Raw genomic sequence first — 20,938 nt, forward strand, 5'->3', positions numbered from 1 at the left:
AGGGTCCTGACATGGCCCTGACGTCCCGCTGATGGAGCGCCGGCCCGGCCCGCCCCGGCCCGGCGCACCCTCACATGCGCCGCAGGCCCGCGTACTGGAGCGCCCCCATCGCCGCCACCACCAGGCCCTGGAACACGATCCATCCGTTGCCGATGCCCGTCGCGCTCAGCGAGTCCATGGCGACCGTCGCGACGCTGAGCACGGCCCAGGCCACGTTCATGGTGATGATGACCGAGACCGCGCCGCGGTTGATGTTCTCCTGGCGGGAGACGACCAGCACCCACAGGGCATACACGGTGAGGAACACGCCCACCGGGTACTGCACCGCGAGGCGCACTCCCAGGAACGAGTCCAGGACCGTGGCGAGTGCGAGGTAGCCGATGCCGTTCGCACCGGTGAGGACCACGTCCGCCACGAGGGCGAACCGCAGGAGGCTGTCGGAACGGGCGGCACCCGTCGCCGGGACCGTACCCGCGTTCTGGGACGACGTCATGAGGTCTTCCTTTCGTTGTCGTGCTGCTGATCCGGAGGTGTGTGCAGGGTGGAGCCGGCCGTGCCCCCGGCGTCGGAGAGCACCGGGGTGGGTGAACCGAGGAGGACCCGGGTCTCGGTGTTCGCCGGAAGGAACGATTCGAGTGCGATGCCGCTCAGCGGACCGCAGGGGAGATCGGAGAACAGAGTGCCGGGGCGCTCCCCGAACGAGGTGACGATGTGGAAGAAGGTCATCAGGCGCCCCTCCCGGTTCAGTTCGATGGGAAGAAGCAGCCGGTCCGCCTCGCCGGAATCAGTGAATTCAGATTCCTCGGAGGCGGATAATTCCGCGCCCCGCGCCTCCGGAAGACCTTCTATGGACGCTTCCAATTCGCGCAGGCGGGCGTCCCCGGTGATTTCGCTCCAACGCCGGAGCATGCGTATGACGTGGTAACGGACCTGAGCGAGATTGGTCAGGTGAGGCGCCAGTCCATCCGGGTGAAGAATGATGCGGAGGAAATTTGCGGGTGCCAGGAGGTGGCCCGGGATGTCGCTCATCAGCATTTCCATCGTGTGATTGAGAGCCACGATGTTCCAGCAACTGTCGGTGACCATGGCCGGATACGGTTCATGACCGGTCAGCACCTTCTCCAGGACCGGGCGGACGTCATCCGGCAGCGGAGGCACGCTGTCGTACCAGCGCAGCCTTCCCGCCGCGCTCGCACGGGCGATGAGTTGCTGTCGGTGCGCGGGCGGCAGCCCGAGCGCCTGGGCGATGTGGAGAACCGTCTCGGCGTCGGGGGTCTGCTCGCAGGCCTCGATCCGCCTCAGGTGGCTCAGGGAAAAACCGGCCCGCTCGGCAAGCATCTGCTTGCTGAGCGATTTCTGGCGCCGCAGGTCACGCAGAAGCAGCCCCAGGACGCCGTCGTCTTCGGAGGAACGCATGCCCATACGGGGACGGTAATGACCGGCGCGCGGCCATCTCAATTACCTCTCAGGTAATCGTCGTCCGCTCGGTCGCGGAAGTTCGGACGCGCTCGGCGGCACCGGCTCCGGTTCCTTGCTTCCTCGCCGGATCGCGCCGCCTCGTACCGCCGTGGCCAGGGCCGGAACAGGCGGGAGCCGGCTCGTTCGCGGTGCGGGGCTCGCGAGTCCGTGCCGGGCCCGTCCGCTGCGGCCGGAAAGCGGCCGGAAAGCAGCCGGAATGCGGCTGGAAATCGGCCGGGGAACAGCAGAGAAAGGGAAGCCGCGAAAGCGGCTCCCCTTCTCGGTCCCACCGTGTCACCGGGCGACGTCCGCGGCCCTCCCGGCGCCGACCGCCTCCGCGATCATCCGCTCCATGGGGACGGCGCCGACCCGCCCCGAGACCAGGAACGCGAACACCAGCGTCGCCACCATGATCACCGTGCCGAGCCACACCATCGTGTCCACCGGAACCGTGTAGGCGCCCACGGTCCGCACGACGCATTCACCCAGCAGCGCCGCGCCCCACACCGCCGAGAACCGCATCTCCGCCCGCCGGAACGCCGCCGACTCCACCGAAAGCCGTTGCCAGGCGGCGCTCTTGGCCGCGTCACCCTTGACCAGCCACGGCCGCATGCCCGCGCTCATCATCGGCTGCCCCTTCAGCGCGGTCACCAGGACGACGATCCCGATGATGCTGCTCACCCCGCTGTCCTTGGCGAGCATCAGCCGCGGGTCACCGACCACCAGGCTCGTCAGCAGCCCGACCGTGTTGACCGTCACCATCAGCGCCGCCGGCCCGTTGAGGCGACGCCCGCGCACCACGCCCCACACGGTGCGCACGGCCGGCAGCACGCTGCTCCAGGCCAGCGCGGCGAACGTGCCCGTACCCGCCGCCTTCAACGCGTAGTACGAGACGAGCGGCACCCCCACATCCACGAGCAGCGGCATCATGCTGTCCAGCAGCGCCTTGCGAGGAGCGAACGGGGCGGCGGCCGGAGCATCTGCGACAGAGGTGGTGGCTGTGGCTGCCGGGCTGGTCATGACAGGTTCCTCTCCCGTGTGGGCGGGCACCTTCGCGACCCCGCTCCCGATACGTACAGACTGGCCGCCGGGCCCCGTTGCCCGGCAGAGCCGCGTGTACCGAGGTCCGTATGACGAATGTCAGCCGTCGCCGATGACGGAACGGGTGTCGGCCGGGCGGCTCGACGACGCGGCGGAACTCCTGCCGCCCGAGTCTCCCTGTCCGTCGGCCGACGCCCCGCTCTCCGTGGGGGCCGTGATCTGACCCGTGACCCCGGCAGAAGAGTTAATGCCCGATAAATAACATATACAGCGATACGCTCCGCAGATGATCCCCCATGCCATCTCCCTGGCGGCAACCGGCCTGAAGATCGACTGGACCAGGATGCCGACGTACAACACGATCATGTCGGTGGCCGCCGGTGCCGGGCTGTTGCTCGTGGTGATGCTGGGGCGTCAGCTCCTCACGCCCGGACGCACCATCACCCCCGACGGCTGGGTGCTGGCATTCGGGGCCATCGGCTTCACCCTGGTGACCACCGGCCTCCACATGACCCTGACCTGGCCGCTGGCCGGACAGGGCTTCCCGTTCGACAACGTCATCTTCGGCGAGCCGGCACTCGCCTTCGGGGTCTTCCTGCTCGCCGCGAGCTTCTACCTCTGGAAACGCGGCGCCGAACTCAACAGCGCCGATCGCATCGTCCGCACGGCCCGCGTCGCCTCGCCCATCTCCGTCTTCGTGTTCGGCCTCGGGCTCGCCTGTTTCGGGATCGCCGCCGCAGGCTGGAAGTACACCCTCTTCGCCGCGCCGCCGGAGGAACCCATCTCCGGGGAGTTCGCGAAGTGGCCGGTGCTGGAGGCGAGCTTCATGTCCGGGCTCTACGTCCTGGTGGGCATCGGCGCGCTCCTGTTCCCGTTCGCGCTGCGTCGGCCCAGAAGCCGGATGAGCCCGGTCATCGGGGTCGTCTGGGGTCTGGCCGGACTGGCGTTCCTGTTCTTCGGGGGGCTGAACTACTTCACCCACATCGGACTCATCGTCAACACCATGTGAACCGCCCCCGACGCTGCTCGGGCAGCGGGCCGGGACCGGCCGGCACTGCGAAGAGCGCCCGGCGCACGCACTCTTCGCAGCGACGTACCGCAGGAGGCTGCCGCCTTCACGGCGAAAGCACCGTCCCGCTCGTGCCCGCCGGATCCGTCCACCCCGTCACGGCCACCACCTCGCGCGCGATGTCCGTGACCTTCCTGCCGTCCGTCGCCAACCGGACCGTGTCCGCCGGTGAACGTTCGTCCAGGAGACGGGCCTTGCGGACGCTGTTCGCCACTTCGCGGTCGAGTTCCGAGCCGATCTCGCGGCCCGCGAGCCGGCCGTACGTCGTGGTGTCGGAGGCGGTGAGCAGGACCCGGACGATCCGTACGTCCGCACCCATCGCATGCTCGAACATCGCCGCCGACTCCGGCAGCACACTCACCGTGTTCGTATAGATTAGGCGCCGGTAGCCGAGGTCCGCGAAGTTGGACCAGACCGCCGTCAGGTTGCGCTCGGTGATTCCCGCCCGGTGCGGATCGCCCTCCGGCGCGGGATGGACCTGGCCCATCAGATCGCCCTCCATTACGGCGTGCGCCGCCTGGACGGCCCGCAACTGTGCCGAGACCTCCCAGGCCACCGTCGACTTGCCTACGCCCGCGCGCCCGCCGATGAGCAGTACCTCTGCGTGATCCATGTCGGCAGGGTGCCAGCCCGTGTGGTCTCCCGCGATCCGATTGCGCGGGCGCGCCGGGCGGGGCCGCCCGAACGCGCCCTCCCGAGCCGCGCGGCATACCGCGTACGGAGTACGGCGGAGGGACGCCGTACTCCGCAAGGAGGCGGGAGAGTTCCCCCCTGGCGGCCGCCCCCACACGGCGGACGCCCGCTTAGAGTCGGGAACCATGCAGACCCCTGATGCGCGTACGTCCCGGTGGTGGCGACCGCCGCCCCGTAAACGCGGCCGATGGGCCGCGGCACTCGCGGTGCTCGCCGTGCTGGCCGGTGCGGGGGTCTGGACCGCCGCGGCCGACGACGGCGGGCCCGCCGTGCACCGCCAGGACCGGATGATGCGGATCGACGGGGTGTCCATCGACACCTCGTACTTCACCACCGGGGGCACGGAACGCCGGCCGGCCGTGCTGATCGGGCACGGGTTCGGCGGCAGCAAGAACGACGTGCGGGCGCAGGCCGAGCAGCTGGCCGGTGCCGGATACGCCGTGCTGACCTGGTCCGCCCGCGGGTTCGGGAAGTCGGGCGGAAAGATCTCGCTCAACGCCCCCGACCGCGAGGTCGAGGACGTGTCCCGGCTGATCGACTGGCTGGCGGACCGGCCCGAGGTCGAGCTCGACGCGCAGGGCGACCCGCGGGTCGGGATCACCGGGGCCTCCTACGGCGGAGCCGTCTCGCTCCTCGCCGCCGGGTACGACAAGCGCGTCGACGCCATCGCACCGCAGATCACCTACTGGAACCTGGCCGACGCGCTGTTCCCCGACGGGGTCTTCAAGAAGCTCTGGGCCGGAATCTTCATCACCACCGGCGGCGGCTGCCAGAGGTTCGAGCAGCGGCTCTGCGCGATGTACGAACGGGTCGCCGCCGACGGAAAGCCGGACGCCGCCGCGCGTGCGCTGCTGACCGAGCGTTCCCCGAGCGCCGTCGCCGACCGCATCAAGGTGCCCGCGCTCATCGTTCAGGGTCAGAGCGACTCCCTCTTCCCGCTCGGTCAGGCCGACGCCATGGCCAGGGCGATCAGCGGCAACGGCGCACCGGTCGCCGTCGACTGGATCGCCGGCGGGCACGACAGTGGTGAGACGGAGACCGACCGGGTGCGGCAGCGGATCGCCGGTTGGTTCGACCGTTACCTGAAGGGCGACAAGGGTGCCGACACCGGCCCGGGATTCCGCGTCACCCGGACCGGCGGCGTCGACTCCACCGACGGGGCGGTACTCACCCGAGGGGCCACCAGCGATACGTACCCGGGGCTGACCGGCGGCGGTGAGAGCTTCGACCTCGGGCGTCGGACCCGGACGTTCCGTAACCCCGCCGGGGCCAACCCGCCCGCCGTCTCCGCCGTTCCCGGCATCGGCGGCGGTCTCTCCCGGCTGTCCTCCCTCGGCGTCGGCCTCTCGATCGACTTCCCCGGACAGTTCGCCCGCTTCGACTCGGCCCCGCTGGACACGTCCCTGCGCGTCACCGGTTCCCCGACCGTGCGGGTCCGCGTCGACGCGGGGCGCGGCGACGCCGTGCTGTTCGGCAAGGTGTACGACGTGTCGCCGGACGGCAGACAGCAGGTGCTGCCCTCGCAACTGGTCGCACCCTTCCGGATCACCCCGGACCGCCAGGGCGGACCCGTGACCCTGACCCTGCCCGCCATCGACCACTCGTTCGACGCGGGACACCGGCTCCGCCTGGTCCTCTCCGCCACCGACCTCGGCTACGCCTCACCGGCCGAGCCGACGACGTACAAGGTCACCACCCTCGGCCCGCTGACCGCCCCCACCGTCCCCGCGCTGAAGACCGCACCGGCCGCCCTGCCCGGGTGGACCTGGTGGCTTCCGGCCGCCGCCCTCGTGATCGCCGCCCTGCTGCTGCTCACCGCCCGCCGCCGTACCGCCACACCCGCACCCGATCCGGCGCTCGCCGAGGTGCCCCTCCAGATCACCGGTCTGTCGAAGAAGTACGCCAGGTCCGCCGACAGGTATGCCGTGAAGGAGCTGTCCTTCCGGGTCGAGAAGGGGCAGGTGCTCGGGCTCCTCGGACCCAACGGCGCGGGCAAGACCACGACCCTGCGCATGCTGATGGGCCTCATCACGCCCGACGACGGCGAGATCCGCGTCTTCGGGCAGGCCATCCGGCCGGGCGCGCCCGTGCTGTCGCGCGTCGGCTCGTTCGTCGAGGGCGCGGGCTTCCTGCCGCACCTGTCCGGACGCGCCAACCTGGAGCTGTACTGGCAGGCCACGGGGCGCCCCGCCGAGGACGCGCACATCGAGGAGGCCCTGGAGATCGCCGGTCTCGGCGACGCCCTGGCCCGTGCCGTCCGTACGTACTCGCAGGGCATGCGGCAACGGCTCGCCATCGCCCAGGCCATGCTCGGCCTGCCGGACCTGCTCATCCTCGACGAACCGACCAATGGACTCGACCCGCCCCAGATCCGGGAGATGCGCGACGTGATGATCCGGTACGCGGCCGGGGGCCGGACCGTCATCGTCTCCAGCCACCTCCTCTCCGAGGTCGAACAGTCCTGCACCCACCTCGTGGTCATGGACCGCGGCCGGCTCGTCCAGGCGGGCCCCGTCGCCGAGATCACCGGCTCCGGCGACATGCTGCTCGTCACCAGCGCGCAGGACGTGGCCGAACCCCTCGTGGAGAAGGTGGCGGCGCTGCCGGGGATCGGCTCGGCCGTCCGTACGGACGACGGACGCGGGCTGCTCGTCCGGCTCGACGGAGCCACCTCGTCCGAGCTGATCGCCGAACTGGTCCGGCTGGACGTGCCATTGACCGGTGTCGGCCCCCACCGTCGCCTGGAGGACGCGTTCCTCACCCTGATCTCCGGAGGCTCCGCATGAGTGCCGCAGCCGATCTCACCGAAGCCGCCGAGGCCCCGGGCTACCGCGCCCGGCGCACCCTGCCGCTGCGCGTCGAGGCGGTACGTCAGCTGCGCAGGCGCCGCACCCTGCTCATGGGCGGGGTCCTGGCCGCACTGCCGTTCATCCTGATCGCCGCGTTCGCGATCGGCGGCACGCCGTCCTCACGGGGCGGCGGCGACCGGATCACGCTGATGGACACCGCGACCGCGTCCGCCGCGAACTTCGCCGCGACCTGCCTGTTCGTGTCCGCCGGGTTCCTGCTCGTCGTACCGGTGGCACTGTTCTGCGGGGACACCGTCGCCTCCGAGGCCAGTTGGTCGTCGCTGCGCTATCTACTGGCGGCGCCCGTGCCACGGGCCAGACTGCTGTGGAGCAAGCTCGTCGTGGCGCTCGGCTTCAGCCTGGCCGCGATGGTGCTGCTGCCGCTGGTCGCGCTGGCCGCGGGAGCCGCCGCGTACGGATGGGGGCCGCTCGAACTCCCCACCGGCGGCGCGCTCGCGACCTCGGCCACCGTGCCGCGTCTCGCCCTCGTCGTCGCGTTCGTCTTCGTCTCCCAACTCGTCACCGCCGGGCTGGCGTTCTGGCTGTCGACGAAGACCGACGCCCCGCTGGGCGCGGTCGGCGGTGCGGTCGGACTGACCATCGTCGGCAATGTGCTGGACGCCGTCACCGCGCTCGGCTCCTGGCGCGAATTCCTGCCCGCGCACTGGCAGTTCGCCTGGGCGGACGCGCTCCAGCCCGATCTGGAATGGGGCGGCATGGCGAAGGGCGCGGCGATCTCGGTGACGTATGCCCTGATCCTGTTCGCCTTCGCCTTCCGGGGGTTCAGCCGTAAGGACATCGTGTCCTGAGCTCGACATTCCGCCGATTCCCCGGACTCCGTTGCCGCATCGAGATTCATCCGCAACGCGGCGCCCGCCGCGTCGGGCGGCGCCGCCCGACCGCGACGGCGCGAAGCAGCGGGACGCCGTCGGCCCCGGTCCGCGTCGAGGGTGCCAACAACCGGGTCGTCCTGCTCTCCGACGCCCTCGCCAACACCGGCGCGACCGATGCCGAAGCCATCCTCGAACGCATCGGCACCGCCCCTGCCGCCACGCAGCGCGCGCGAGATGGACTGACCGGGGGAGCCGGCGGGCCGCGCCGGCCCGCCGAACGGCCTCGCGGACCGGGGAACGGACCGCCCGCAACGGCGCCGGTCGCACAGACCTGCGAAAGTCGGCTGTGCGGCCTGCTCGCCGACGCCATGATGGGCGTCATGTCCTCCCTGTTCCTGGCGCTCGCCGTGATCACGACCGGCCTCTACGCCGGATTCCTGCTGACGTTCCTGATCGCGATCATGCCCGGCATCGCGGTACTGCCCGACGAGCGGTTCACGGCCGCGATGCGCCGCTTCAACGAGAAGGTGCCCGGACCGGTCTTCCTGGTCCTCTTCCTCGGCGTGATCGCCTTCCCGGCCGCCGTGGCCGTCGTCGGGGACGGCGGCATCGGCCGACTGCTCGCCATGGCGGCGCTGGCGTGCGCGGTCGGCAGTCACCTGATCACGATCGCCGGGAACATCCCGTTGAACAAACAGCTCGCGGAGTCCGAGGGCGGTGACGACGGCGCGGCCCGCGCGGCGTTCGAGTCCCGCTGGAACAGCCTCCACCGGATCCGGACGGTCCTGTCCCTCGCCGCGTTCGTGCTGCTGGCCGTGGCCGCCGCGTAGGACAGGGCGCGCGCAGGACGGCGGGCCGGTTCCTTCCTGTGAAGGGGCCGGCCCGCCGTGCGTCATGCGAGGTGGAAGACCTCGCTTGAGCAGGAAGCGGACGCGCTGCATCGTGTGGGCCCCTGTGTCCGCTCAGAAGTTGAATGTGTCGATGTTCTTCCGGTCGAAGACGGTCGGCTCGCCGAGGACGACCTCGCCGTCCTTGCCGATCGTGTACTCACCGAGCTTTCCGGCCTTGAACTTCTCGCCCTCCGCGCCGCTGATCTGCCCCGACGCCAGCGCGGCGGCGGCGTACGAACCGAGATGACCCAGCTCCTGCGGGTTCCAGAGCGAGAACTGCTCGACCGTGCCGTCCTTGACGTACGTGCGCATCTGGTTCGGCGTGCCCAGCCCGTTCAGCACGACCTTGCCCTTGTACGAGGAGTCGCTCAGGTAGCGGGCGGCGGCGGCGATGCCGACCGTGGTCGGCGAGATGATGCCCTTGAGGTCCGGGTACGCCTGCATCAGGCCCTGCGTCTGCTGGAACGACTTCTGGTCCGCGTCGTCCCCGTACGCCACCTTCACCAGCCGCACGTCCTTGTACTTGGGCAGCTTCAGCTCGTCCTTCATGAACTCGATCCAGGTGTTCTGGTTCGTGGCGTTCTGCGTGGCCGAGAGGATCGCGACCTTTCCCTTGTAGCCGATCTGTGCACCGAGGTGCTGGACCAGGCTGCGGCCGATCTCCTCCGAACTCGCCTGGTTGATGAAGAGCTGGCGGCAGTCCTTCGCCGTGTCGGAGTCGTACGCGACGACCTTGATGCCCTTGCGCATGGCCTGCTTCAGCGGGCCGCACACCGCGTTCGGGTCGTTGGCCGCGACCAGGATCGCGTCCTGGCGCTGCTGGATCAGCGTGTTGATGTAACTGACCTGATGAGGGTGGACTTGCCCGCGCCGTTCTCTCCGGCGAGCGCGTGGACCTCGCCGGGGCGCAGGGACAGGGACACGTCCTGAAGGGCGCGTACGGCACCGAAGGACTTGCTCACGTCGCTCAGCGCCAGGACCGGGGCGGCCCGGTCCGTGGCCGGGGACGGGCCCGTGGCGGGCTGGTTCATGGGTGCTCCTCAGCGGTGGGATGCGTCGGCGGGACGCGATGGTCCCCACGCCATGAAAGGTTTCAGTGAGACAGCTCGGAAGCTAGGCGGGGACTGCTCACGCAGTCAATGGGTCGGTGACGAGAACTTCGCGCGGTCGAGGGTGGGGAGTGATGCGAATGAGGAGAGAAATCTGAAACGATTCATGTTGTCAGTCGGATGCCGTTCGTCAAGGCTTCGGTCACTGCGACAGCGTCCGCTCGATGCCCGTCCGGACGAAGGAACGCGCGAGGCGCCCCCGTTGGACGCGCCACTTCGGGGAGGCCGGGCGCGGGTCGGCTCCGTAGCGGCGGCGGTGGATGTCGGCGACGACCTCTGCGGGCGCACCCGACTCGGCCAGCACTTCCAGCGCCTCCCCCTTGGTGATGAGCCGCCCCTCCCGCAGGGTCACCGATGCCCGCGCGAGGGTCAGCAGTCCGTGGTCCACCCAGACATCGCGGAGCCAGAGGGACGGCTTGGCGCTCGCCGGATACCAGTAGTCCTTGAGATCGCTCCGGATGAACTCCGCCAGCTCCTGGTCGGAGACCTCCGGGACGAGCCCGGCGGGTCCCGGTCCCAACAGCGACAGCCCGCCCGTACTCAGTTCCCGTCGGCCGACCGCGGTGACCGGCCGCTCGAACAGCCGCCCCTGTGCCCAGGTCACATGGTCGCGTCCCACCTCCGGGAGCGTCGAACGCACCACGTAGGAGCAGTGCAGCAGCGAGGCCCCCGGCACATCCGCGATCAAGGTGCGGTGCAGAAGCCCGAGTTGCCGCCTCTGGGAGTCGCTGACCGCCGACGCCACGAGGGCCACGAGGTCGAGGTCGCTGCGTCCGTGCCGGTAGTCCCCCAACGCCAGGGACCCGTGCACCCAGACCGCCTCCAGGGGCACGACACGACCGGCGTCGGCGATGAAGCGGTCCAGAAGAGGCCCGGCGGGCCGTTCCTCGTCGGCGTCCATGGAATCGACTATGGCACGGGGCGCTCGGCGGCGCGGGGGTTACGGACGATCGGATCGGTACGCACCCACCGGAACCGCTGGAGCAGGAGATCACGCGCGGGGGCGGCCATGGCACACCTCCTTCTTCGCACGGTCGCAGCCGCCGGTCGGATTCCTCAGTGGTCCGCGTTCGCACGTCAACGCCCTTGAGGTGGAGGAGCTGTGACGGTCCATGCCGAAAACGCAACCCTCGGCCGTGCGTGTCGGTCTGAGTCTGCACAGTGCCCGGTGCCCGGCGCACCGCACACCCCCCAACTCCGAACGAACGAAGGAGTCCACGTGGCACACCGTGCTCTCGGATCCACCGTGGCCCTCGCCATCACCGTGGCGACCGCCGTGATCACCCTCCCCGCCGCCCAGGCATCGACGCCCGCCCCCGTCACGGCCTCGGCGTCCCCCGCGGGGGCCGTGCCCACCCCGGCCCCGCGACGCGACGACTTCAACGGCGACGGCTACCTGGACGTGGCGTTCACCGCGCCCGGTGCCACCGTCGGCGGGAAGGCCGGAGCCGGGTACGTGGGTGTGGTGTACGGCTCCAAGTCCGGTCCGCAGACCTCCACCAAGCAGGTCTTCACCCAGGACTCGCCCGGAATCCCGGACACCGCCGAGGCCGGTGACGCGTTCGGCAGCTCGATGGTCTCCGCGGACCTGGACCGGGACGGGTACAGCGACCTCGTGGTCGGCGCCGGGGCCGAGAAGGTCGGCACGGCCGACGCCGCCGGTTCGCTCACCGTGATCTGGGGCGGCCCGCAGGGGCTGTCCGGCGGCGCGACCCTGCTGACCGGCGACGAGCGGTACGCGGGGATCGGCGCCAAGACCGTCGTCGGCGACTTCGACGGCGACGGAGCCATGGACATCGTCACCCTCGGCATGGGCGACCTCCACGTCCTGTCCGGCCCGTTCAAGCGCGACGGCAGCGCCGCGGCCCCCGCGCGGGTGATCCGGGACATGGACGATCTGCGCCATCTCGACTTCGCCGCAGGCGACTTCAACGGCGACGGCCGCGACGACCTGGCCGCCGTCGTCCACGACGGCGACGAGTTCGACGCCCGGCGCATCCTCATCCGCAACGGCGGAGCCAAGGGCCTCGCCGAGAAGTACACCGTCGTCAACCGGCCGAACGGCTTCCGCCTCCAGGGCGGCGAGACCATAGCGGCCGGGCAGATCAACGGAGACAAGTACGCCGACCTCGTCGTGGGCCGCACGATCGAGGGCTACGACAGTGACCTGGACTATCCGCTCGCCCTCGGCGGCATGATCACCTACGTACCGGGCAGCGCCACCGGCCCACGGGGCGACCGGGCCAAGGTCTTCAACCAGGACACCGCCGGAGTCCCCGGTGCCGCCGAAGTCCACGACGGCTTCGGCGCGTCACTGTCGATCGGCGATGTGAACGGCGACGGCTACGGCGACATCGCCGTCGGTGTCCCCTACGAGGACCTGGGCAGGACGAAGAACGCCGGTTCCGTCCTGGTCCTGCCCGGCACCGCGTCCGGCCCCACCGGGAAGGGCACCGTGGGCTTCAACCAGGACACGCCGGGCGTCCCCGGCGGGGCGGAGGCGAACGACCAGTTCGGCGGAGCTGTCAAACTGGTCGACGCCAACCGCGACGGCCGCTCCGAGCTGGTCGTCGGCGCCCCCGGCGAGAACGCGGACGCGGGCTCCCTGTGGGTCTTCCCGACCACCGCCTCCGGTGTGACGGCCAAGGGCTCGTTCACCTTCGGCCATGGCGCGCTGGGCACGGTGGCGAAGGCCGCGAAGCTGGGCTCCTCCTTCAACCGCTGACCGACCTGAGGCCCCCGTCGCCGGACCGCCGCGCACTGCGTGGCGTCCGGCGACGGGGGCCGGCCCGGCGAGCCGGTCGGGGTCGTGCAAGCCGGTGCGGGAGAGGGCGTCACCGGACCGGCCGTGGTGCCCGCCGCTCGTGCCGGGGCCCGGGGCGTCGGCCCGCCTCTTCCCGGGAGCGGCGTCGTGCCCCGTAGGCACACCGTGTGCAGGCTCCGTCCTGTCCGGTTCCGCGGTTGCGGCGGCTTCGGCTCTGCGATCATGGCGACGAAGGCGGAACACACGGCCGAGGGGGGCACGGTGATTTCTGAACCGGAGATGGCGGGGGAGTTCGATTCGGTCGAGACCCGCGAGGTGATGGGCGGCTTCGACCGGGAACAGGCCGGGGGGCGACGACGGCGAAGACCGTGGTTGTGGGCGCTGGGCGGCGCGGTGACGGCGTCGGCCCTCTGGGGGGCGGCGCTCTTCCTGCACGGCCCGGGCGACCGAGAGCCCGACACGCACGGATACCGGCTGGACCGGGATCCTTGCCCGTCCCTGCGACTGAAGTCGATCGGCGCGGCGATCGCGCCGAGAGAGCGCACCAACGTGGCCGACTCGGCGATGTTGCACCATGCCGTCCTCGACCAGACCCAGTGCTTCATTCCTCTTCGTTCCCGGACCCGGGGGGAGCGGGCCGGGAAGGGCTGGTCCCTCCACTACACCGTGGGAATCAAGGTGGAACTGCACAAGAAGACCGATCCCGCCCCGGAATTCGAGGCGCGGCGGCAGGTGACCGATCTCGGATTCGATCCCGAAGCGAAGCTGGAGACGGTTCCGGACCTCGGCGACAAGGCGTATCTGCTGACCGGGGACGACGGCAACGCGGAGCTGCGGGTGCTGGAAGGCGGAGCGGTCTTCTCGCTGAGCCTCTCCTCCTTCACGCAGTACCTGGGCGACGGCCACGGCGAGGACGACGGCGAGGGCATGGCCGTCGGCGAGGGCATGGCTGTCGGCGGTCCGGACAACACGGACCTTTCCCCGTACCAGTCGGCCATGATCAGTGATATGCGCGACCTGATGTCGGGCCTCAAGCGCTGAACCCGAGGCCGAACCCCGGGCGGACCACACCCCCACCAGCACGTCCGCAACGCCTTACGCCACCACTACGCCAAGCTCGCTAACGTGCCTCCGGCCGCGAGAAAAAAGCCCTCCGGGCGGAGGGCCTCGCAGTCGTACGGGCTGTGCGCCCCCGGCAGGACTCGAACCTGCGGCCAAGCGCTTAGAAGGCGCCTGCTCTATCCACTGAGCTACGGGGGCCGGATGGTGGCCTCGGCGGCCTGGAGCCCTGAGGCCTGGCCGGTCGGTGACCTGCCGGGACAAGGATAGGGCTCCGATCGCCTCGACCCGGTTGCTTCACCTGCGTGGCACGATGTGGAGGTTCGGTGAAGCGAACCGATAATCGCAGGTAGGTGGGATTCGCGCATCGCTTTTGACGCCTCGCGCCCCGGGTGTTGTGCACTCGTTATGCCTGCGCCCCACTCGTCCCCTCTGTCCGGACTCCGCCCCAGGGGGAGAACCGGCGCGCAGAGGCGGCTATACGCTTCAAAAAGGCTTCAAAATTGGGCATTCTTCGCATGTGGTGACCTTGGACGTACGGCCTCAGCTCATCGACGCACTTTCCGCCCTGCGCGACCGTGTCGCTGCCGTGCGTCTTCCCCTTCCGCTGCCGGGAGCCCCACGCGCTCGCCTGACCCGGAGTGAGCTGCTCGCCCAGCTCGACGACTATCTGCTTCCCCGGCTCAGGGATCCTGAAGCACCCCTGCTCGCGGTCATCGGCGGTTCCACCGGGGCCGGGAAGTCGACGCTCGTCAATTCACTGGTGGGACGGCCGGTCAGCGAGGCCGGGGTGCTGCGGCCGACCACGCGGACACCCGTGCTCGTCTGTCATCCGGACGATCACCACTGGTTCGCCGGGGGGCGCGTGCTGCCGCAGCTCACCCGGGTCTGGCTGCCGCCGGAGGAGCCGGGTGCGCAGGGCCGGTGCGACGAGCTGGACGCCCTCGACGGATTCGACGGGAGCGGGGACGAGGACGCAACCGTGCTGCGCGTCGAGACCGCCACCGGGTTGCCGCGCGGGCTCGCGCTGCTCGACGCGCCCGATATCGACTCGCTGGTGGTGCGCAACCGGATGCTGGCCGCCCAGCTGATCTCCGCCGCTGACGTGTGGGTCATGGTGACCACGGCCTCCCGGTACGCGGACGCGGTGCCGTGGCATCTGCTGCGTACCGCCAAGGAGTACGACGCCTCGCTCGTCACCGTCCTCGACCGGGTGCCGCACCAGGTGATCGGCGAGGTCTCGCGGCAGTACGGGGCGCTGCTCACCAAGGCGGGCCTCGGTGAGGTGCCACGCTTCACCATTCCCGAGCTGCCCGAATCGGCCGGCGGCGGCAGCGGGCTGCTTCCCACCACCGCGGTCGCCCCGTTGCGGGCCTGGCTCACCCACCGCGCCCAGGACCCGGCGGCCCGCCAGCAGGCGGCCGGGCGCACGGCGGCCGGGGTGATCGCCTCGCTGGACGCGCGGATGCCCGCGCTGGCCGGGGCCGTCGCGGCGCAGCACGCGGCCGCCGTGCGGCTGACCGGTGTGGTCGAGGACGCGTACCGCACGGAGGGCGCCCGGGTCCGGCGGCGCCTGGCGAACGGCGGTGTGCTCGCCGGGGACGCCCGCACCCGATGGCGCGGATACCCGCTGTACAGCACCTCCGAGGAACTCCTCGAAGCGCTGGTGGAGAGTCTCGCCGCGCTTCTGCAGTGCGCGGTGGCAGCCGCCGACGAACAGATCCGCACGACCTGGCGGCGCGAGCCCGCGGGCGGGGTCTTCGGTTTCGAGGACGTCGGCCGGGAGGCCGGGGGGTGGGGGCCGGCCGAGGACATCCGGGGCCGGATCGCCATGGCCGTACGACGCTGGTGGCGGGTGCTGGAGGAACTCGCCGAGGAGGAGGTGCGCCGACTCGAACGCAACGCCGCGCCGGACGCCGGGACCGTGACGGCGCTCCTGGCCGCCGCGCTGCTCGGCGGCCGGCGCACCCGCGGCGCCGGCGAACAGCTTGCCGAACGGATCGGTGCCCAGGGTGCGCTGCGGCTGCGGGACAAGGGCGGCGCCCTGCTCACCGACTGCCTCGACCGGGTGCTGGACGGCGAGCGCGACCGGCGGCTCGCGCCGCTCGACGCACTCGACGTGGCCCCGGAGCCGCAGGCCGAACTGATCGCCGCCCTGTCCGTACTGCAGAAGGAGAGGTGGCAGTGATGACTGCCGTCATCGACGAGGGGCCCGGCCGGGGCGAGAGTCCCGCTTCTCACGAGGACCGCGACCAGGACCGCCCCGCCCGGGGCCGGGCGCCTCAGGCGCGCGGCGACTGGAACGACGGGCTCATCGCCCGGCGCGCGGCCGTCAAGGCGGCGGGCTCCGAGCCCGGCGCCGCCCCGGACGACGATGCGCGTCCGCCGCAGGTCGAGGCGTACGTACCCTCCGGCGGACCGCTCGGGCCGCGGCTCGACGCGCTGCGTGAACTCGTCGGACTGTCCAGGGCCAGGCTCGACCGGGCCACCCTCGCCGAAGCGGGGCGCGTGCTCGACGAAGCGGCGGCCCGTCGGCGGCTCTCCTCCCGGCACACCGTCGTCGCCATCGCCGGAGCGACGGGCAGCGGCAAGTCGACGCTCTTCAACTCCCTCGCGGGCGTCCAGATCTCCGACACCGGGCTGCGCAGGCCGACCACCGCCGCCCCCATCGCCTGCTCCTGGACCGACGGGGCCGCCGGACTGCTGGACCGGCTCGCCATCCCCGGACGGCTCCGGCGCAGGCCGCTGCAGGGCGGTCCGGACGCCGACGAGGCGCTTCAGGGGCTCGTCCTCGTCGACCTGCCCGACCACGACTCGGCGGCCACCGGGCACCGTGATCAGGTCGACCGGGTGCTCGCGCTGGTCGATGCGGTGATCTGGGTCGTCGACCCGGAGAAGTACGCGGACGCGGCCCTGCACGAGCGCTACTTGCGGCCGCTCGCCGGACACGCCGAGATCACCTTCGTGGTCCTCAACCAGATCGACCGGCTGCCCGGCGACGCCGCCGACCAGGTACTCGACGATCTGCGCCGACTGCTCGACGAGGACGGCATGGCGCTCGGCGAACACGGCGAACCGGGCGCCACCGTCATGTCCCTGTCCGCGCTCACCGGCGAAGGCATGGGCGAACTGCGCGAGGTGCTCGGCCGGTTCGTGCAGGAGCGCACGGCCGCCGCACGCAGGCTCTCCGCGGACGTGGACGCCGCAGCGGCCAGGCTGCGTCCGGTGTACGTCGCCGAGGGGCGCCCCGGTCTGGGCGAACGTGCCCGCGAGGAGTTCGCCGACCGGCTCGCGGAAGCCGTCGGGGCGGGCGCGGCGGGTCAGGCGGCCGAGCGCGAATGGCGCAGGAACGCCGGGCGGGCGTGCGGCACGCCGTGGTTGCGGCTGTGGCGCTGGTACGAGTCCGCCCGGCGGCCGGGGGGCCTGGAGTGCCCGGTGCGGCCCGCACCCCCCGAGGAACAGCTCACCGCCCGGCAACGCGTCGAACAGGCGGTGCGGACGGTGGCGGACGGAGCCGCCGACGGGCTGCCCGGTCCCTGGGCCCAGGCGGTCCGCGAGGCCGCGGTGAACGGTGCCGAGGGGCTGCCGGAGGCGCTCGACGAGCTGGCGGAGAGGACCGGCGCCGTGGACGGGCGCGGGCGGCCGACGGGCGGTGCCGGTGACGTGGGCGGCGATGCCGGTGAGGCGGGTCCGGGTGGTTCGACGGTCGTGGCGACCGGGGTGGCCGGGGCCTCCGGCGTGGCGCACAGCGGCCGCGTGGGCGGGAGGCCGCCGCGGCCCAGGTGGTGGCCCGCCGCCGTGCTGGCACAGGCGTCGATGACGCTGCTGCAGATCTTCGGCGGGCTCTGGCTGGTCGGCCAGATCGTCGGGGTACTCGAACCCGGGTTCCTCACGCCCGCCCTGGTGATGCTGGCCGGGGTCGTCGGAGGCCCGCTGGTGGAGTGGTCGTGCGCGGTCGCGGCCCGGGGGCCCGCGCGACGGTACGGACAGGAGGCCGAGCGGCAACTGCGCGAGGCGGCGGCGGCCTGCGGGCGGGCGCGGGTACTCGATCCGGTGGCCGCGGAACTCGTGCGGTACCGCGAGGTGCGGGAGCGGTACGTGACGGTGACGGAGTTTTCCACAACCGTCCGGTAGTCCACAGGCATCAGCGGCATTTCCGCCTTCCCTTCAACCTGGTACCGGTGACCGCGCGGGTGCGGTCGCCGGAACCGAAGGCCGAAGGGGAGGCGGAGTCATGAATGACACCTTGGTGACACTGGTGGGAAACGCGGCGACGGGCGTGGAGTTCCGGGAGACCGCGACCGGCGGAATGGCGCGATTCCGGTTCGCGGTGACACCGCGCCGTTGGGATCGCGTGAAACAGCTCTGGACGGACGGGCACACCAGTTTCTACACCGTGTGGGCCTGGCGGACCCTGGCGTCGAATCTGTCCGCTTCCGTCTCGGTCGGAGAACCGCTCGTCGTGCACGGCAGGTTGAAGGTCCGTGAGGAGGAACGGGAGGACCGGCGCCGCACGTTCGTGGACATCGAGGCGGTCGCCGTGGGACACGATCTGACACGGGGGACGGCCGCGTTCCGGCGGGTGATGAGGAGCGAGCCGGGGCCGGTGGCACGCCGGGGGAGTGTGGACGGGGCGTTGGGCCGGGGCGACGGACCGGGGCGCTCGGACGAGCCGGACTGGTCGGGCGGCCCGGCGCGGGAGACACGGGAAGCACAGGAGGTGAGCGAGGCGCGGCCGGGTGGACCGCGCGAAGCGTCACGGGCCGAGGGGGACGAGCGGGAAGGAGGGAGTGAACAGTCCGAGCGGGTGGAGCAGTCCGAGCAGGCCGAACGGGTCGGCCGACAGCGGGTGCGGCGGCCGACGGTGCGTCAGAAGCGTGGCCAGGAACTCGCGTCGGTGTCGTGACCGGACGGGCGAGGGGGCTGAACTGACGGGGAGTCGGATCGGGAGGGTGTCGAGGCGCCGCGCGCGATACCGGCGATAACGATTCTGATTCGGAATGGTTGTACGACGGTATGACGGGGGATTGTTCATCTCTTCCTCCTTAGGATTCCCCCGTACTCACGGGGCACTTGAGTCGACTGGCGAGGCAATCCCCACACGCGCATCAGGCGCGGAGGGCCTCGCCCGGAGGGGAATTCTGTGTTTTCTGCTTCTTCAGCGACCGTTTCGTCGTCCATGGAGACGACTCGTACTCCACGGCGGCGGGGCATGGCCCGGCTGGCCGCGTCGGTGATGGCATCCGGTCTGGTCATGGCAGGCACCCTTGTCGGCGCCGGCAGCGCGGTCGCCGACGAGGCGCCGCAGCATCAAGGTGGCGCGGCCGCGGTCCTGGACGGGTTGAAGACCTACGACCGTGCCGTGCTCCACGCGGGCGGCAGGAACCAGCAGCTGCCCGCCGGACTCTTCGAGATGACCGTCGACGGCGGCGGCAAGCTCAAGACGTACTGCATCGACATCCACAACCCCACCCAGGACCAGGCGAAGTACCTGGAGACCCCCTGGAACCAGAGCTCGCTCGGCAGCAACAAGAACGCGGGCAAGATTCGCTGGATCCTGGAGCACTCCTACCCGCAGGTCGACGACCTCGCGGCGCTCGCCGAGCAGGCCGGCACCGGACCGCTCACCGAGAAGACCGCGGCTGCGGGCACCCAGGTCGCGATCTGGCGCTACTCGGACGATGCCGATATCGACGCGACCGACAGCCAGGCCGAGAAGCTCGCCGACTGGCTGGAGCAGAACGCCGCCGACCAGGCCGAGCCCAAGGCGTCCCTCGCCCTGGACCCGGCCGCGGTCTCCGGCAAGTCCGGTGAGCGGCTCGGCCCGATCACCGTCCACACCAACGCGGGTCAGGTCTCCGTGACCCCGCCCGCCGACGCCGCCAGCGGTGTCAAGGTCACCGACAAGGCCGGCAAGCCCGTGACCGCCGCGGCCGACGGTGCCCAGCTCTACTTCGACATTCCGGAGGGCGCCACCGACGGTTCGGCCTCGCTGACCGTCCAGGCCACCACGTCGGTGCCGGTCGGCCGGGTCTTCGCCGGGGTGACCAAGAGCCAGACCATGATCCTGGCCGGCTCCAGCGAGTCCACGGTCTCCGCGACCGCCAACGCGACCTGGGCCAAGCAGGGTGCGATCCCGGCCGTGTCGGCGAAGAAGAACTGCACCAAGGGCGGGGTGGACGTCACCGCGACCAACAAGGGCGACGAGGCGTTCACCTTCGAGCTGGCCGGGGCGAAGCACACCGTCGAGGCGGGCAAGTCCGAGACCGTGACCGTCCCGGTCGCCGAGGACCAGGCGTACGACATCACGGTGACCGGCCCCGGTGGCTTCACCAAGACGTTCAAGGGCGTCCTGGACTGCAAGACCAGCGGCAGCGGCACCGGCGGCACCGACACCCAGACCGGCGGTGACAAGCCCGCCCCGGCCACGACCGGTGGCGGCTCGACCGGCGGCTCGGGTGACCTCGCCGAGACCGGTGGCTCCAGCGCCACCCCGGTCATCGCGGGCGTCGCGATCGCCCTCGTCGTCGTCGGCGGCGGCGCGGTCTTCATGCTCCGCAAGCGCAAGACGCAGTCCCCCGCCCAGTAGTCACCGCACGGATGACGTCGGCGATCACACCGGTGACCGCCGAGTGACGGACGGCGGGCGGACTGTCACGACGGTCTGATGACGGCCCCGGTACGCGGACGCGTACCGGGGCCGTCGCATGCCGGAAAGCGGAGTGCGATGCGAGCCGGCTGACGGGATCGGGCGTACCGCGAGCCGGACTGGTTTCCATCCGGGGATGGACGTCGGCAAAACCGACGTCGGCGCGCCGATCAACGGGCCCGACGAGCACAACGTGTCCGAGCCGCTGACCGGTCTCGGAGCGGGCGGCGGGCTCGTGGTGGTTCCGGCCACCAACTTGCTGGTCGCGTACGGACAGTGAGCAGCGGGGGTGGTGGCCGGTCCCGGCGGCCACCCTCTGGCCCCGGCCACCGTCGACCACGCCGGTGCCTGGGGCCGTCCCTGGCCGTGCGAGGGCGCTCGTCGGCGCTCGTCGGAGACAGTCAGTGACGGATCGGCTACGAGCGGGTCGGTGGAGGGGCAGGTTCGGCTACGAGCGGGTCGGTGGAGGGGCAGGTCACAGGCCCCTGGTGAGACTGGTTTCCGTCCCGGGATGGACGTCAGGC

The 20,938-nt window shown here is 71.2% G+C and carries 15 protein-coding genes, 1 tRNA gene and 3 pseudogenes; 11 read left to right on the plus strand and 8 right to left on the minus strand.

From position 1 onward, the window contains the following. Nucleotides 1-70 precede the first annotated feature (70 nt). From ACF1B9_RS10935 to ACF1B9_RS10945, 3 genes are all read right to left on the minus strand, one after another. A complete protein-coding gene (locus ACF1B9_RS10935) occupies nucleotides 71-493 on the minus strand; it encodes a hypothetical protein (protein WP_351080467.1) in 423 nt (140 codons plus the stop codon). Continuing rightward, nucleotides 490-1,422 carry a helix-turn-helix domain-containing protein gene (locus ACF1B9_RS10940; protein ID WP_391795901.1) on the minus strand — a complete coding sequence of 311 codons (933 nt, stop codon included), beginning with the start codon at nucleotides 1,420-1,422 and terminating at the stop codon, nucleotides 490-492. Before ACF1B9_RS10940 ends, ACF1B9_RS10935 begins: the two co-directional genes overlap by 4 nt. A 330-nt stretch (nucleotides 1,423-1,752) precedes the next feature. Then, nucleotides 1,753-2,478, minus strand: a complete 726-nt coding sequence (locus ACF1B9_RS10945) for a VC0807 family protein (RefSeq protein WP_391740930.1) — start codon at nucleotides 2,476-2,478, stop codon at nucleotides 1,753-1,755. A gap of 307 nt (nucleotides 2,479-2,785) precedes the next feature. Between ACF1B9_RS10945 and ACF1B9_RS10950 the strand changes: the two genes are divergently transcribed. Further along, on the plus strand, nucleotides 2,786-3,508 hold the full coding sequence (locus tag ACF1B9_RS10950; RefSeq protein ID WP_391740929.1) for a DUF981 domain-containing protein: 723 nt from the start codon (nucleotides 2,786-2,788) through the stop codon (nucleotides 3,506-3,508). Between the two features lie 106 nt (nucleotides 3,509-3,614). Here ACF1B9_RS10950 and ACF1B9_RS10955 read toward each other — a convergent pair whose 3' ends face one another. After that, complete coding sequence (locus tag ACF1B9_RS10955; RefSeq protein WP_391740928.1) at nucleotides 3,615-4,181, minus strand: AAA family ATPase; 567 nt, start codon at nucleotides 4,179-4,181, stop codon at nucleotides 3,615-3,617. Nucleotides 4,182-4,386: 205 nt separating this feature from the next. Between ACF1B9_RS10955 and ACF1B9_RS10960 the strand changes: the two genes are divergently transcribed. The 3 genes from ACF1B9_RS10960 (at nucleotide 4,387) to ACF1B9_RS10970 (ending at nucleotide 8,773) form a co-directional block, all read left to right on the plus strand. Continuing rightward, nucleotides 4,387-7,047: an alpha/beta fold hydrolase gene (locus ACF1B9_RS10960; RefSeq protein ID WP_391740927.1), complete on the plus strand. Its 2,661-nt coding sequence runs from the start codon at nucleotides 4,387-4,389 to the stop codon at nucleotides 7,045-7,047. Then, a complete protein-coding gene (locus ACF1B9_RS10965; RefSeq protein WP_376288992.1) occupies nucleotides 7,044-7,919 on the plus strand; it encodes an ABC transporter permease in 876 nt (291 codons plus the stop codon). The genes ACF1B9_RS10960 and ACF1B9_RS10965 overlap by 4 nt, the downstream gene beginning before the upstream one ends. A gap of 404 nt (nucleotides 7,920-8,323) precedes the next feature. Then, entirely contained in the window at nucleotides 8,324-8,773 is a 450-nt protein-coding gene (locus tag ACF1B9_RS10970) for a DUF1772 domain-containing protein (RefSeq protein WP_391740926.1), read from the plus strand. A gap of 132 nt (nucleotides 8,774-8,905) precedes the next feature. Here ACF1B9_RS10970 and rhaS read toward each other — a convergent pair. The 3 genes and pseudogenes from rhaS to ACF1B9_RS10985 form a co-directional block, all read right to left on the minus strand. Then, nucleotides 8,906-9,682 (minus strand): annotated as a pseudogene (gene rhaS, locus ACF1B9_RS10975) (rhamnose ABC transporter substrate-binding protein); the annotation flags it as partial. After that, a pseudogene (locus ACF1B9_RS10980) lies at nucleotides 9,673-9,864 on the minus strand (ATP-binding cassette domain-containing protein); the annotation flags it as partial. The pseudogenes ACF1B9_RS10980 and rhaS, both read right to left, overlap by 10 nt. Before the next feature lie 220 nt (nucleotides 9,865-10,084). Then, the gene (locus ACF1B9_RS10985) at nucleotides 10,085-10,843 is read right to left on the minus strand and encodes a nucleotidyltransferase (protein ID WP_391740925.1); all 759 of its coding nucleotides are present in this window, start codon (nucleotides 10,841-10,843) and stop codon (nucleotides 10,085-10,087) included. A 318-nt stretch (nucleotides 10,844-11,161) separates the two neighbouring features. Here ACF1B9_RS10985 and ACF1B9_RS10990 point away from each other — a divergent pair, with 318 nt between their 5' ends. Beyond that, entirely contained in the window at nucleotides 11,162-12,667 is a 1,506-nt protein-coding gene (locus ACF1B9_RS10990) for an FG-GAP and VCBS repeat-containing protein (protein WP_391740924.1), read from the plus strand. A 300-nt stretch (nucleotides 12,668-12,967) separates the two neighbouring features. Beyond that, nucleotides 12,968-13,747, plus strand: a complete 780-nt coding sequence (locus tag ACF1B9_RS10995; protein ID WP_391740923.1) for a hypothetical protein — start codon at nucleotides 12,968-12,970, stop codon at nucleotides 13,745-13,747. A 146-nt stretch (nucleotides 13,748-13,893) separates the two neighbouring features. On the opposite strand, the gene ACF1B9_RS11000 is transcribed toward ACF1B9_RS10995, so the two are convergent. Continuing rightward, nucleotides 13,894-13,966: transfer RNA gene (locus tag ACF1B9_RS11000), tRNA-Arg, on the minus strand. 328 nt (nucleotides 13,967-14,294) lie between these two features. On the opposite strand from ACF1B9_RS11000, the gene ACF1B9_RS11005 reads away from it, so the two are divergent. From ACF1B9_RS11005 to ACF1B9_RS11025, 5 genes and pseudogenes are all read left to right on the plus strand, one after another. After that, nucleotides 14,295-15,953 (plus strand): dynamin family protein, encoded by a 1,659-nt coding sequence (locus ACF1B9_RS11005; RefSeq protein WP_391741099.1) that lies wholly within the window; start codon nucleotides 14,295-14,297, stop codon nucleotides 15,951-15,953. Beyond that, nucleotides 15,953-17,899 carry a GTPase gene (locus tag ACF1B9_RS11010; protein ID WP_391740922.1) on the plus strand — a complete coding sequence of 649 codons (1,947 nt, stop codon included), beginning with the start codon at nucleotides 15,953-15,955 and terminating at the stop codon, nucleotides 17,897-17,899. Before ACF1B9_RS11005 ends, ACF1B9_RS11010 begins: the two co-directional genes overlap by 1 nt. Nucleotides 17,900-17,999: 100 nt before the next feature. After that, nucleotides 18,000-18,392: pseudogene (locus ACF1B9_RS11015) on the plus strand (single-stranded DNA-binding protein); the annotation flags it as partial. 552 nt (nucleotides 18,393-18,944) lie between these two features. Next, nucleotides 18,945-20,354 carry an LAETG motif-containing sortase-dependent surface protein gene (locus ACF1B9_RS11020; RefSeq protein ID WP_391740921.1) on the plus strand — a complete coding sequence of 470 codons (1,410 nt, stop codon included), beginning with the start codon at nucleotides 18,945-18,947 and terminating at the stop codon, nucleotides 20,352-20,354. Between the two features lie 196 nt (nucleotides 20,355-20,550). Further along, entirely contained in the window at nucleotides 20,551-20,694 is a 144-nt protein-coding gene (locus ACF1B9_RS11025) for a hypothetical protein (protein ID WP_391740920.1), read from the plus strand. Nucleotides 20,695-20,938: the final 244 nt, after the last annotated feature.

Source organism: Streptomyces sp. NPDC014727, from assembly GCF_043083485.1.
Classification (GTDB): domain Bacteria; phylum Actinomycetota; class Actinomycetes; order Streptomycetales; family Streptomycetaceae; genus Streptomyces.